This is a genomic window from Candidatus Acididesulfobacter guangdongensis (assembly GCA_004195045.1).
GTDB lineage: Bacteria > SZUA-79 > SZUA-79 > Acidulodesulfobacterales > Acidulodesulfobacteraceae > Acididesulfobacter > Acididesulfobacter guangdongensis.
This window is the reverse complement of the sequence record SGBC01000001.1, coordinates 100822-115449: the sequence shown is the minus strand read 5'-3', so window position 1 is coordinate 115449 and position 14628 is coordinate 100822. Positions and strand designations below refer to the sequence as shown.

At 30.9% G+C, this 14628-nt stretch carries 14 protein-coding genes; 10 read left to right on the top strand and 4 right to left on the bottom strand.

The window, feature by feature from the left end:
• Window positions 1–160: 160 nt before the first annotated feature.
• A complete protein-coding gene (locus tag EVJ46_00595) occupies window positions 161–1159 on the top strand; it encodes an ABC transporter ATP-binding protein (protein ID RZD16775.1) in 999 nt (332 codons plus the stop codon).
• Here EVJ46_00595 and EVJ46_00590 read toward each other — a convergent pair.
• The gene (locus tag EVJ46_00590; GenBank protein ID RZD16774.1) at window positions 1144–1680 is read right to left on the bottom strand and encodes a TraR/DksA family transcriptional regulator; all 537 of its coding nucleotides are present in this window, start codon (window positions 1678–1680) and stop codon (window positions 1144–1146) included. The two genes, EVJ46_00595 and EVJ46_00590, sit on opposite strands and share 16 nt — an antisense overlap.
• Window positions 1681–2077: 397 nt before the next feature.
• On the opposite strand from EVJ46_00590, the gene dgt reads away from it, so the two are divergent.
• Window positions 2078–3607 (top strand): dNTP triphosphohydrolase, encoded by a 1530-nt coding sequence (gene dgt, locus EVJ46_00585; GenBank protein ID RZD16773.1) that lies wholly within the window; start codon window positions 2078–2080, stop codon window positions 3605–3607.
• A 242-nt stretch (window positions 3608–3849) separates the two neighbouring features.
• Here the strand turns inward: dgt and EVJ46_00580 are convergent, their stop codons facing one another.
• The 3 genes from EVJ46_00580 to EVJ46_00570 form a co-directional block, all read right to left on the bottom strand.
• A complete protein-coding gene (locus tag EVJ46_00580; protein RZD16772.1) occupies window positions 3850–4428 on the bottom strand; it encodes an SIS domain-containing protein in 579 nt (192 codons plus the stop codon).
• A gap of 158 nt (window positions 4429–4586) precedes the next feature.
• Complete coding sequence (locus EVJ46_00575; protein ID RZD16771.1) at window positions 4587–4988, bottom strand: hypothetical protein; 402 nt, start codon at window positions 4986–4988, stop codon at window positions 4587–4589.
• 7 nt (window positions 4989–4995) lie between these two features.
• Entirely contained in the window at window positions 4996–5181 is a 186-nt protein-coding gene (locus EVJ46_00570) for a hypothetical protein (protein RZD16770.1), read from the bottom strand.
• A gap of 372 nt (window positions 5182–5553) precedes the next feature.
• Between EVJ46_00570 and purH the strand changes: the two genes are divergently transcribed.
• The 8 genes from purH (at window position 5554) to EVJ46_00530 (ending at window position 14449) form a co-directional block, all read left to right on the top strand.
• Complete coding sequence (purH, locus tag EVJ46_00565) at window positions 5554–7512, top strand: bifunctional phosphoribosylaminoimidazolecarboxamide formyltransferase/IMP cyclohydrolase (protein ID RZD16769.1); 1959 nt, start codon at window positions 5554–5556, stop codon at window positions 7510–7512.
• Between the two features lie 91 nt (window positions 7513–7603).
• Window positions 7604–8917 (top strand): phosphoribosylamine--glycine ligase, encoded by a 1314-nt coding sequence (gene purD / locus EVJ46_00560; GenBank protein RZD16768.1) that lies wholly within the window; start codon window positions 7604–7606, stop codon window positions 8915–8917.
• Window positions 8918–9068: 151 nt separating this feature from the next.
• The gene (purE, locus tag EVJ46_00555; protein RZD16767.1) at window positions 9069–9563 is read left to right on the top strand and encodes a 5-(carboxyamino)imidazole ribonucleotide mutase; all 495 of its coding nucleotides are present in this window, start codon (window positions 9069–9071) and stop codon (window positions 9561–9563) included.
• A 197-nt stretch (window positions 9564–9760) separates the two neighbouring features.
• Entirely contained in the window at window positions 9761–10426 is a 666-nt protein-coding gene (locus EVJ46_00550; protein ID RZD16766.1) for a threonylcarbamoyl-AMP synthase, read from the top strand.
• A 27-nt stretch (window positions 10427–10453) separates the two neighbouring features.
• A complete protein-coding gene (gene mtnP, locus EVJ46_00545) occupies window positions 10454–11473 on the top strand; it encodes an S-methyl-5'-thioadenosine phosphorylase (GenBank protein ID RZD16765.1) in 1020 nt (339 codons plus the stop codon).
• A 209-nt stretch (window positions 11474–11682) separates the two neighbouring features.
• Window positions 11683–12588 carry a sugar kinase gene (locus EVJ46_00540; protein ID RZD16764.1) on the top strand — a complete coding sequence of 302 codons (906 nt, stop codon included), beginning with the start codon at window positions 11683–11685 and terminating at the stop codon, window positions 12586–12588.
• A gap of 248 nt (window positions 12589–12836) precedes the next feature.
• Window positions 12837–13658: a hypothetical protein gene (locus tag EVJ46_00535; GenBank protein ID RZD16763.1), complete on the top strand. Its 822-nt coding sequence runs from the start codon at window positions 12837–12839 to the stop codon at window positions 13656–13658.
• A 20-nt stretch (window positions 13659–13678) separates the two neighbouring features.
• Window positions 13679–14449, top strand: a complete 771-nt coding sequence (locus EVJ46_00530) for a helix-turn-helix domain-containing protein (GenBank protein RZD16762.1) — start codon at window positions 13679–13681, stop codon at window positions 14447–14449.
• Window positions 14450–14628: the final 179 nt, after the last annotated feature.

The following is a 14628-nucleotide window of genomic DNA, read 5'->3' as shown; positions in this document are numbered from 1 at the left end:
CACCTTTTCTTTTCTTTCTTATATAGCTAATTATTACATTATAATTAACTATATAATTGCAATATATCTATATTGTATCTATATTATATTATATCTATATTATAATTATAATAATATAACTCTATAACTCTACAACTATATAATTCTATAACTCTATTTTATGGATAACGGCAAGGATTCTGAGGTGTTAAGCATCAATAAGCTGAGTAAACATTATTCCGGCTATAGTTCGTTATTTAATTTTAAAAAAAATATTATAAAAGCTGTAGACAATGTCTCTTTTAAGGTTTACAAAGGCGATATTTTTTCAATTGTCGGCGAAACAGGGTGCGGGAAATCGACATTGTCAAAATTAATTTTAGGACTTACAAACAGGTCTTCCGGTGAAATTTTTTATAAAGGCAATATATTAAATTATAATTTAAAAAAATTAGATTTGAGAAAAAAAATTCAGATAGTGTTCCAAGACCCGTATTCTTCGCTAAATCCCAAAAAAAAGATTTATAAAATTGTATCGTTGCCGGCAATAAAAAATAAAATCATTAAAAAAAAAGATGCTCTGCAATATTCAATGCAGATGCTTAAAAAAGTAGGGTTAGATGAAAATTATGTTTTCAAATTTCCGCATGAGTTATCAGGAGGGCAGCGGCAGAGAATATCTATAGCAAGAAGTTTATCGGTTAATCCCGAACTTCTTGTGCTCGATGAGCCGGTGTCAGCTCTTGACGTTTCTGTTTCAGCTCAGATATTAAATCTGCTTTTAGATTTACATGAAAAAAATAATCTTACTTATATATTTATAACCCACGATTTAAGATTAGTGAGACATATGGCTGATAAAGTCTGTGTCATGTACGGCGGAAAAATCATGGAAATATCCCCTGTAGATAAATTTTTCGACGGTCCTCTGCATCCCTATTCAAAAGTCTTATTAGAATCGATTCTGGCATACGGTCCAAAAAATATATTGCAATTTGCTGATGCCGGAAATATTAATGTAAACAATATAAACGCAGGAATTGAAAAAAATAGCCGAGGCTGCGTATATTATAAGTTATGCGGCAGAAGAGAAGACAAATGTGTTAATAATGAACCAGAGCTAAAAGAAAACGGAGATGTTCAGGTAAATTGTTTTTTTCCGTATTATTCTTCCGTATGATTATATGTCGTATCTTCGTCTAAAATTGCTATCGCATTAAAATTATCGGAATAGCTGTCGTTTAACTTCTCTTTTTCTTCTTTTTCTATTTTTGATTTACAGGCTATGCATAGATTAGAATAAGGAATAACCGACAATCTTTTTTTAGAAATAATTTCTCCGCATTCATCGCATATGCCATATGTTCCGTCTTCAATTTTAGAAATTGCGTTATCTATTTCTCTCAATTTGTTTCTTTCTCTATCGCCAAGCATATAAGACAATTCACGGTCTCTTTCATTTGAGGAAATATCGTATATATCTCCGCTTGGTTCAGTAGTGTCTTTAGAAGAACCCTCCTTAATGCTCATATCTATTTCTTTTAAAAGAGCTTTTCTCATTGCAATTAAATTTTGTTTTATTGCAGCGAGTTCTTCCGGCGTGAAATCAGGGTCGCCCGACTCGATTAAATCCGCAGCGTCTTCATGCAGCACGTCTATATTTTTAGCTTCTTTATTCGCAATTTTTTGTTCCGTCGTCATAATGTCTCCTTAATAATGTATTCTTAAATATTTTTTTAAACACAGCATTCGGCGTTTAGCAAAATTTAGATATTAAATTCACTGTATATATGATATTAAATTCACTGAACAAATAAGTATGTAATGCAGCTTTTAAATAAGCCGCATATATATATAATATTTGTAAATATAATTGTTTTGTATTATTATTGTATTATATTTTTAAAATTTAAAAAAAATTTTTGATTTAGTATATATTTATTAAAAAATAAAAGCAAGTTTTTTAGTTTTATTTAGATTAATTGATTTAATAAAAAAAATATATTTATTAAAAAATAAAATAAAAAATAAAAGCAAGTTTTTTAGAGTGAAATCTAAACATATCGATATTAATTATCAATAATGAGGCAGTTTTTAAATGATCGAATCTTATTATAATTTTGCGGACGGCGGCAGCGGAAAAGATAAAATTTATTTTAATGCGGAACGGGTTTTTGACGACTGCAGCTATAAAAAAAAGGAGCCTTCATTAAGAAATCCTTTTCAGATAGACAGGGATAGAATAATACATTCAAGTTCCTTTAGAAGATTAAGAAATAAAACGCAGGTTTTCGGGGTGTTCACTCTTGATTATTATAGAACCAGGCTTACCCATTCACTTGAAGTATCTCAGATAGCGCGTGCTATTGCTGCTAACATTAATAACAAACACGGACTGAATATCAGTCTTGATCTTATAGAAGCAATAGCCCTGGCCCATGATATAGGGCATCCGCCTTTCGGTCATCTCGGCGAAGAAATCATAAACTCTAAGCTATCTGAATTGACGGAAGGCAGATGCGGTTTTGAAGCTAACGGACAGAATATTAGAATACTTAATTTTCTGGAAAAAAAATTATACGACAATGGTAATGACGGAAAAATAAGACTGTGCGGACTTAATCCATGCCTTAAAACTATTGACGGAATACTTAAATATAAACTCCCCTTTAAATTTTCCGATAAAAAAAAACATTTTATATATGATTCAGACGAATTTATTTTAAGAAGGCTGCATGGAGACGAATTTATATATTTTATAAAAAATAATTATAATTTGTTAAACGCAAACAGCTCCGTTAAAGAATATTTCTTTGAATTGACGAGGAGCTTAGAGTGCCAGATTCTAAACGCGGCAGATGATATAGCCTATGCTACGCACGACCTTGAGGACGGAGTGGAATCCAAATTAGTCGATATTAACGGGTATAATAAAATAAAATTTGACGCTAATGAAAAAAATAAAAAAAGCATTGATGTTTTTTTCAGTAATTTAGGTAATATTTTTAAAATAAATACTACAAAAATGCCGCAGCTTGAAATAAAAATGAAATTAAAAGAATTTTTTTCAAATTATATATCAAAATTTATAGTTAATATCGATATAACCGAAAGAAAAGGAATTTTTAAATCTGCTAATTTCCTATCTAACAATAACATTTTTTTAAAATCTGCCGATAATAATTCAGAACTTTTTAATTTTTTTAATTTAATAGAAGACGGAATTCCGGGATTGGATACTGCAAACGATTATTCTTATAAGTACAGCGTCGTTGGGAAAAATAATATAAATGAAGAAATTCAAGCGTTAAAAACTATTTCATATAAATTGATAATGGAGAATCGAAATATTTTATTTAATAGAAATAAAGCCAAGCATATCTTAATCAAATTATTTGACAAATTTTCCTCAAGAGGAAACTATGAAGGCGAAGAAGATGAGACTCTGAAACTTTATCCGGATGATTTTCAGGAACTTTATAATAACGGTTTTTACGATGAATACAACGAAGACAAATTATACAAAATATGTGCGGATTATATAAGCGGGATGACTGATTTATATGCTATGAAACTATATTCTTCTCTGTTTGAAACCGCTAATATATCGGATTTGTCACCGTTTTGATTTTATTTTGAATTAATAAGCATGGCGCTGCTGAGCAAATATTATAATTTATTATAATTGCATTTATTGTTTATCGCTGCATTCGGTTATTTCTTAGACAGTGCCTGAGACAAAAATAGTTTGTTTGGGCAGTTATTCTTATTAAATCTATTGTATTGACATTCTCCCATAGCTGACGCAAGCGGCTTTACTGTAATTGCCGGTAATTTTTTGCCGGCGTAATAAGGTCGTAGAAGCTCGCATCAGTCAGGAAACAATGAAGATTCGACAAGCTCGCATATAATATGTCCTATTGTTATGTGGTATTCTTGAATCCTTGGAGTATTTGAGGACGGCACCATTATTATATTGTCGCACATCTCCGCCATTTCGCCGCCGCCTTTTCCGGTAAAACCCAATGTTGCGATATTCATGTCTTTCGATATTTTCAATGCTTTTATTATATTTTTAGAATTTCCCGATGTAGATATACCTAAAAAAATATCTCCTTCTTTTGCGTTTGCTTCAAGCTGTCTTGAGAAAACTTCCGAAAAATCATAATCGTTTGCTATTGCAGTTAAGTTTGACGTATTGACGTTCAACGATTCTGCAGGCAGCGCCTTTCTTTCTTTATAAAATCTTGAGACTAATTCTGCGGTTATATGCTGAGAATCGGCTGCTGAGCCGCCGTTTCCGGCTATGAAAAGTTTACCGCCGTTTTTGTAACTTTCTATAATCACTTCTGCAAATTTTTGTATTTTATTTATAATATCGTTATTTTCTGAAATAAGACGATTTATTTCTTTCGATTCATTAAATCTTGAGCGAATGATTTTTTCCATTTTAAAATATCCGTATTTTAGTATATTGCGTGATTTTATTTGTTTTTGCCGATGTTTTTGTTTTTGCCTTGTTCTTATTTGTTTTTGCCGGCTTTTATGCCTGCTCTGCCTTGTTTTGCATTATCCTGTTTATTTTATTATTTTATTATTTTATTTTATTATTTACTGACTTTATGTGTAGAAACTATAATATAAACGCCTATTATAATGATAAATATACCTATCCATCTCTGAGCCGTTATTTTTTCGGACAGCATGACAGCCGCAAGCAATACTGTAAGGATAATTCCTATGCTGACAAAAGGATAGGCAGCCGAAAGGTCTATTTTTGACAATACGTTTATCCAGAAAAACATAGAAATAAGATAAGATATTATTCCGGATAAAACAAATATATTTAAGAACATATAAATAATTTTTATTGAAAACAAATTATTTATATGACCTACGCTTTCCATTCCGTACTTCATAAGAATCTGAGCCGAGACCCCCATAATAATAGAAATAAAAAGATTTAAATATACGGTATATCTTTTTGGCGTATTTTTTGGCGTATGCATTATTTCACTATTTTTTAGTTACGGGAGATTGCACCCCGTAGCCCTGCTTTGCGGCTAAATAACCCGTTGTTCCGGCTAATCCTCCTACAACTAAAAGGGCGCACCCTGTCAGAAAATTCATAACCATAATAATTATGAATACAACCAGCATTAATTTTATTTTTTTAAATTTACGCATATTAGATTTTTGCATATTAAATTTCCCCGGTTTTTGTTTATATTTTTTTGTCAGATAATGTTTTTATCAAACAACGTTATTTAATAATTGAAATTATACTACAAATCAAGTATAATGCAATGAATTTAATTTTGTAAATATAGTTAAAATTAAAAATAAATTAAAAATAAATAAATATACGATATAAAAAATCAATATTAAGGAAAAGGTGTCAGATCTTATTTTTTTGCATGTGGAATACTTCAATTAACAAAGAAAATATTTGCAAAAAAATTAATCTGACACCTTTTCCAAGTAGATAATTTTCTACTGCAGGATTAAGGTAAAATACGAAATATACCCATTAAAAAAATAGATATTATAAAAATACTAAAGGATTATAACATAATGACATGTAAAAAGCAAATCGGCAACAATGAAGACGATAGAAAAATTATTACAGGGATAACCGGCGCAGCCGATTCAACGAATACAATTACTGCTCGGAACGGATTGAATAATAACGATGGAGCCGGTTCGATCGGTGAAAAATATGCTTTGATATCTGTTTTTGATAAAACCGGAATAGACGAGCTTTCCATATATCTGAGTTCTGCCGGCTACACTATTATAGCAACAGGCAATACTTATAATTATCTGAAAAATATTGACGGTATAAAATTAAAAAAAATAGACGAAATAACTAATTTCCCTGAAATTTTAAGCGGCAGGGTCAAAACTCTTCACCCTGCAGTTTTCGGCGGCATTCTTTCCTTGAGGGAAGATAAAAATCATTTAAAGGATTTAACTGAAAATTCAATAAATTTTATTGATTTTGTCATCGTTAATCTCTATCCGTTCAAAGAAATGAAAGATAAAGATATAACTTTTGACGAAAAATTAGAATATATAGATATAGGCGGAGTTTCTCTGCTCAGGGCGGCGGCAAAAAATTTCAAATATGTTACCGTGCTATCTGATCCGTGTCAATATAAAAGAATTATCCCGTATATTAAAAAATGCAGTGCCGGAATTCCTTTAGATATAAAATTTGAACTGGCTGTTGAGGTTTTTAAACAAACAGCCGAATATGATAATGAAATTTTTTCTTTTTTAAATCTTAAATCCGACAATATAAACAAAAATTCGGATTACCCGTCTGATATCGAGAGTTTGTTAAATGCCGACAGTTTAGGCGTTCAGTTAAACAAAATCGACACATTAAGATACGGGGAAAATCCGCATCAAAAAGCATCATTTTATAATTATAATATCAATATTTTAAACAGCGGTATTGACCTTGGCAATGATAATAGCAATAAGAATAATAGCACCGATATGAGCGGCAATTTACCTTGCGCGGATAATTCAATTATGAGCGTCAGCGGAACAAACAAAAATTTTGAAAAATTATCCGGTAAAGCAATATCATATAATAATTTGCTTGATATAGACTCATGTTTAAACATTATAAGAGATTTTTATTTTTCAGGCGCAGATAAACAATATGATAAACAATATACAGATACAGAAACTAATACATCAACAGATATAACAAATAATGAGCATGAAAATAATGAGAATAAAAACAATAAAAACAGCGCGGAAGAATATTTTTCCGTAATAATAAAACATACTAATCCATGCGGCGCTGCAATAAGCAATATTTCATTAAAAGATGCATTTTTAAAGGCAAAAAAAGCCGATGAAATCTCTTCTTACGGCGGCATTATGGGTTTTAACAGAATTATTGACAAAGAAACAGCCACAGAAATTAAACCTATGTTTGTGGAGGTAATAATTGCGCCTGATTTTGAAGCAGACGCTCTGGATATATTAAAATCCAAAAAAAATACAATTATAATTAAGGTTTCCGAATATTTTATTTTGTCGTCTTCGGAGATTATTTTAAAATCCGCGGCAGGCGGCATTTTAATGCAGGAAAAAGATATTAGAACGGATAATATAATAAAATTTAAAACTGTTTCAGATATTAAACCGGATGAATATCAGTTTAATGATCTGCTCTTTGCATGGAAGATCGCAAAACATGTAAAATCCAACGCTATCGTATATGCAAAGGACGGTGTTACGCTCGGTATAGGAGCAGGACAGATGTCAAGAATAGACAGCGCAAAATTTGCTTATGAAAAGATGCTGTTTTCTTACGGCAAGAAAATTGAAAAATGTGTTATGGCGTCGGACGGATTTTTTCCATTTAAGGATTCAATAGAATATGCTAAAACGGTGGGCGTTTCCGCTATTATCGAACCGGGTGGCTCTATAAGGGATGAAGAGGTGATAGAGGAAGCCAATAAATCAGGTATTGCCCTTGTTTTTACCGGAATCAGACATTTTAAACACTAAATAATAATAGCGGCTATAATTTATTTTAATATTTTAATAACTAAATAACTAAATAATATAACTTAACAGCTAACATAATAGCAAATAAAACATGAAAATTCTTGTTATAGGTTCAGGCGGCAGAGAACATGCTATAATTTATTCTATTTTAAAATCCGGAAGAGATGTCGATATATATTGCGCACCCGGCAATGGCGGCATATCGGATAACGCTAAAATAGTAAATATTAAATATGACGATATTGACGGACTGCTTAATTTTTCTTTATCGGAAAAAATAGATTTAACGGTTGTCGGACCTGAAGTACCTCTTTCACTTGGAATAGCTGATAAATTTTTACATAACGGACTAAAAATATTCGGACCTGATAAAAAAGCTGCGCTTCTTGAATCTTCTAAGCAATTTACAAAAGAGTTTTTAAAAAGAAATAATATCAAAACCGCTGATTATCAGTCTTTTAATGATTTTGAAACCGCATATGCGTACGTTCAAAACAGGCTGCATCCTATTGTAATTAAAGCAAGCGGTCTTGCCGCCGGAAAAGGCGTGTTTATACCTCAGAATATTATTGAATCAAAAGATTATCTTGATTTGATTTTTAATAAAAAAATATTTGGTCAAAGCGGAGAAACGGTTGTTATAGAAGATTATTTAGAAGGTTTTGAATTATCTTATATGATCGCTTCGGACGGCAAAACTTATAAACCTCTAGCTACCAGCATGGATTATAAAAAAGCCTATGACGGAGATAAAGGCGAAAATACGGGCGGAATGGGCTCTATCTCTCCGCACCCTTTTTTATCTGCCGATTTGGAAGAAAAGATAAAAAAAAATATTATAGAACCCGTATTGTCGGCATTAAAAAATGAAGGAATTGTTTATAAAGGAATATTATATGCAGGATTAATGATTAAAGGCGATGATATTTATGTTTTAGAGTTTAATGTCAGATTTGGAGACCCTGAAACGCAATCTATTTTAATAAGATTAAAATCGGATATCGTCGGTTTATTTGAATCATGTATAAACGGAACTTTAGATGACTACAATCTTGAATTTGATGATAAGCGGGCGGTTTGTCTAGTTTTATCTTCAGCAGGCTATCCAGATAAATACGAAAAGGGTTTTGAAATATTATTCGGAGAATATGAAAAATATTTTCATTACGGCACCGATAATTTGAGCTATATAAATAAAAATAAAGATATTTATATATTTCATGCCGGAACAAAAAAAATAGGCAATAAATATTTTACCGACGGCGGAAGGGTTTTAAATATCTGTTCTAAGAACAAAGATTTGAAAACTGCTACAGATAATATTTATAGCGCGGCAGACGCTATTCAATTTAAAAATAAATATTACAGGCAGGATATCGGCATGATAAGTATCTTAAAAAGTTAACTTCTTATGTTAATTAAATAATTAAATAATTAAATAGCAAAATAACTGAATAATTAATTAACTAACCAATTAACTAACTAAAAAAGGAGGCGCCTTATAAACTTATGTCTTTCATTAGACTTTTATAAGCGTAAGTTTGGCGTAAAATGCTATGGAAAACAAGAAAGTGCTGATTGTTGTAGGTTCGCAAAATGATCTGCCCGTAATGGAAGGCGCAGCCGAAATTTTAAAAAAATTTGAAGTAGGTTATGAGGTCCATGTTTCTTCCGCTCATAGAAGCATAAAAAGAACGGTGATTCTTTTTGAGGAAGCAAAAGATAAAGGATTTAAAGTTATAATAGCTGCCGCTGGTATGAGTGCGCATTTGCCTGGTGTAGCTGCTGCGTGTACAATTTTGCCTGTAATAGGAGTTCCGGTTGATTCATCGTCGCTGCATGGGTTAGACAGCTTGCTTTCTATAGTTCAGATGCCTGGAGGAATTCCTGTTGCGGCAACGGCTATCGGTAAAAGCGGCGCAGTAAATGCAGCCTTGCTTGCAGTATCAATTTTATCATTAAATAGCGACGAACTTTCCGAAAAATTAAAAAATTATAGAAAAGAACTTACGGATAAGGTAATCGCGGCAGATAGCAATATAGATATGTAATTATTGTACATTAGGTATATTTTATTTATCTTATATATCATATAATGAATAATTATATCTAAGATAAAATTCTTAATCCTGTAATAGAAAATATTTATGCATTTCTTTGCTCGGTTAAGTAAAATATTAAGCAAAAGATTAATGAAAATAGTTTATAAATCATCAATGATTATAAAAATAATTATTATCCCATTATTATGAAAATTTTTGACTATCACAATATGACCAAAGCTGATTATAATGTTATCAAGAAACATTTGGATTCATCAAACCTTATAATTTATCCCACTGAGACTTCTTACGCTGTTGGAGCTAACGCTTTAGACGACGAGGCTGTAAAAAAAATATTTTTATTAAAAAAAAGGGATAATTTAAAACCGCTGCCTGTTGTTATCAAGAATCCGGCTATGCTTCTTAATATAGCATATATAAAAAAGGGTGAAGAAGATTTAATTTCTATATTCTGGCCCGGACCTCTTACCATATTATTTGAAGCTCGGACAGACAAAAAATATTTATTTCAATCAAATTCTAAATGCATAGGGGCTCGGGTATCTTCGCATATGTTTATAGAAGAACTATTTCAAGAAATAGATTATCCTATTATTTCTACGAGCGCAAATATATCTTCAAAAGAAAGTCTTAATGAGTTCAGCGAAAATGAACTAGATTGTATATTCGCCGATTATAATGACAAAGACGACGGTATAATTGCGATAGACGACGGAAAATTGGCGGGCGGGTGTTCTACAATACTCAAAATAGACGGCTGCACAAGAAAAATCAAGATTGTTAGGGCAGGGAATAATAATATTAAAGAAAGATTGTCCTGCTATATAAAAAATATTAATAATAACGCATAAATAATTTAAAAAATAACTATCTGATATCTGGAGAATGATAAATTGAAAAATTCGCGAAATATCTTAGGTATTATAGGCGGAAGCGGATTGTATAATATTGAAGGATTGAATAATATTAAAGAGGTTGCTGCAGATACCCCGTTCGGCGCGCCTTCCGACAATCTTATTTTTGGAGAAATTGACGGAAAACAGTTGGTATTTATACCAAGACACGGAAGAGGGCATAAAATTTTACCTTCTGAGATAAATTACGCGGCAAATATTTACGCTCTTAAAGCGGCAGGAGTCTCAAAGGTTATTTCCGTCAGCGCCGTGGGGAGTCTTAAAAAAGAAATAATTCCGGGCGATATGGTAATCGTTGACCAGTTTTTTGATTTTACTAAAAATAGAAAAAATACTTTTTTCGGAGACGGTATTGTAGCTCATGTTTCTATGGCGGAGCCGGTTTGTCCATGCCTAAGGAATATCGTTATTGATTCGTGCAAATCTTTGGGGATAAGATATCATTCCGAAGGAACGTATATTTGCATAGAAGGACCTCAATTTTCATCAAAAGCGGAGTCTTTATTTTTTAAAAACAGCGGATTTGATGTTATAGGTATGACAAATGCAACAGAGGCAAAGTTTGCCCGCGAAGCAAGTCTCTGCTATACCACGATTGCTATGGCGACGGATTATGACTGCTGGCACGAAGATGAAGAAAATGTTAATGCCGATATTATTATCAAAATTCTAAACGAAAATGCAGAAAAAGCAAAAAATATTATCAAGGAAGCTATTAAGCATATAGCTTATGGCGATAATGCCGGAAACGATAATATTAATAATAATATTAATGATATTGCTGATATTGATAATCGTAATGATAATGCCTATGCTAATATTAATAAGATACATTATTCAAATAATATAAACCCTGAAGGAAATATTTATAATGTTTGCTCCTGCTCATGTCCATCGTCTTTAGAGCATGCTGTTGTGACTGCTAAAAAAGACGTGCCGGAACAAATTTTAAAAAAACTTGCTATTTTTGAAATATATAAATAAAATAATTGCTGATTAATGGCATTCACTAATTAAATAATTAAAAAATATATATTATATAATTAATGGCATATACTAATTTAAATACTTAAAAAGTATATATTGTAATTAAGGGCATATAAATTAGTGTCTATCCCTAATTATCCCTGATTATTTCCAATTTATCTAATTTATTCTAATTTAAATAAAATAATTTTGAGGAAAATAAAAATATGGCTATAACTGTTATAGGTTCTGTTGCTATCGATAATATAGAAACACCTTTTGAAAAAAAACAAAATATACTGGGGGGTTCTGCATCTTTTTTTTCGGTTGCCTCTTCGTATCTTACGGATGTCAATGTCATTGCGGTAGTAGGAAGCGATTTTGACGATAAATATATAGATATTCTAAAAAGTAAAAACATAAACGTTGATAATATAATTAAAAAGCACGGTAAGACATTTCATTGGGAAGGAAAATACGATTATGATATGTCGGACCCTCAAACACTTAATACCGAACTGGGTGTTTTTTTAGATTTTAAACCTTCAGTCCCGCATATCTTTAAAAACGATGCGCTTTTTTTAGCTAATATTGACCCGGATATTCAGCTTGAAGTTTTAGAGCAAATGTCATCTCCTAAATTAATTGCGTTAGACACTATGAATTTCTGGATTGAAAAAAAGAAAGATAAATTGCTGCAGGCTATAAATAAATCTGATATATTTATCATAAATGAATCTGAAGCAAGATTGCTAACCGGCGAGGCTTCCATATTTTCTGCCGCTAAAAAAATTTTTAAATACGGCGCTAAGATAATTGTCCTTAAAAGAGGTTCTTACGGTGCTACTCTATTTACCGACGGGATGTTTTTTATGATTCCGGCATATCCTTTAGAGAATGTCGTAGACCCGACCGGAGCAGGCGATTCATTTGCCGGCGGATTTTTAGGATATATTGATAATACCGGTAATTTAAGCGATGAAAATTTAAAAAAAGCTCTTGTTTTTGGCAATATCATGGCATCATTTGCCGTTGAATCATTTAGCATTGATAAACTTCTTTCAATAGACGGAGATAAAATAAAAGATAGATTTTCTAAATTTAGGAATATGACATATTTTGAAAATATTTAAATTTATTTAACCTATAATAATTAATTGCATATGTTGCAAATGTTATATTATAATAACATTATATATTATAATTATAATATCTGATATCTTAATTATATTTCTTTATTTACTCTGACTTAGTTTAGTTTGGTTTAATTTCAGTTTGGTCTAATTTAATTTAATTTAATTCGGTATAGTCTAATTTAATTTAATTCGGTTTAGTTAAGTTAAAATTTTTTTAACACTTAACACTTAACACTTAACACTTAATGCTTAACTTAATTATGTCTCGCTTTTTTAAATTTAATTTAGATAAAAAATTTCTTATTAAAATAAGTTTTATTATTGCGCTAAGCATATTGTCTTCTTTTATGTTGTACGGATGCGGATTTTCTCAGGTCAGTAAGACGGATAAACTGAAGTCTGTCCTTTACTACAGAATCGGTTCGGGGTATTTCAACAGCGGCAATTATGTTAAAGCATTGCAAGACTTTATAAAAGCCAGAACGGTAAATCCGTATTCTGCTAAAAATTATAATGCAATGGGCACAGTCTATATGATGACCCATCGTCAAAATAAGGCTATAAAGTGTTTTAAAAAGGCAACTAGACTGAATAATAAATTTTCATATGCCTTTTATAATCTTGCAATGATTTATATAAAATTAAAAAAATATCATCTTGCTGCGGCAAATTTAAAAAAGGCTCTGCTGAATCCTTTTTATAATCAGCCTTATGAATCATATACACTACTTGGCAAAATATATATTATTCAGAACAAATTTAAAAAAGCCAAAAAATATCTTTTAATTTCCGAAGCGCTTAACAGGAAATATTTTTTGACTTACTATTACTTGGGAAGCTATTATTCAAAAAGAGGAAAGTTTCTTGAAGCTATAATTGATTATAAAAAAACATTGAAGATAGATGCCTATTTTGTGCCTGCTCAGTTTAAGGAAGGGGAAAATTATTTTAAACTCAAAAGATATAAAAAGGCTCGTGCTATATTTAGCAAAATTTATATTCAGAACAAACTTAATTCATTCGGCATTAAAGCGTCGGATTATCTTAAAAAATTAAAAAACTATTAATTGATTGTCATTACAGATATATGGAAGATGAAATTAATATAGAAACGGTCGGTAAATACATTAAGTCGGAACGGGAAAGGCATAATTTTACCCAGAACGATATTGCCCGCATAACAAAAATATCGCCGGCATATATTCAGGCGATAGAAGACGATAATTTTTTACCTTTCCCTTCTTCTTATACAATTAAGGGCTATATAAAATCAATTGCCGAAGCAATTAAAGCCGATGAATTTTATGCTATGAAGCTTTACGAATCGGCTAACAAAAATATTTCTGAAATTAAGCACGAAGATATTGTAAAACAAAAATTTGTAGAAGAGCATCAGAAATCAATAAAATTAAAGAAAAGATTATTTATATCAGCTGCAATTATTATTGTAATTATTTTCGGCATTATCGGGTTTATTAATATTCAAAAAGCAGTTAGAACAGATAATATTTCCTCCAAATTATTTTCTATATTTTCCGCAAAACATAAACATAAACTTGTCAATAAAAAAAAATCATTAAAAAGCAAGTATATTAAAAACAAATCTAATATCCATTATAAAGTAATACTTAAAGGCAAGGTTATCAGAAAAACATGGGTAGATGTTTCTATAGACGATTCAAGGCAAAAGCAGAGCATGCTATATCCCGGAACTGTTAAAATATGGAAAGCCAAAAAGAATTTGCATATCAAAATTGGGAATGCAGGCGGAATATTGCTAAGCTATAATGGAAAATATCTTGGAAAATTAGGCAAAAATAAAGAGGTGATAACTTTAAATTTTCCGAAACAAAAATAGATTATACTTTATTAAAATAGATACCTTAAAAGTTGTCAATTTAACTTTGTATTTATTGACAAATTTATATTTTAATAATATAATGTACAAATGTTTTACGCTTCATAAAATAAAGGTATTATCGGTATTTGTTTAATAAATATGCCATTGACGGTATTAACTTAATTCAATAAAATCAA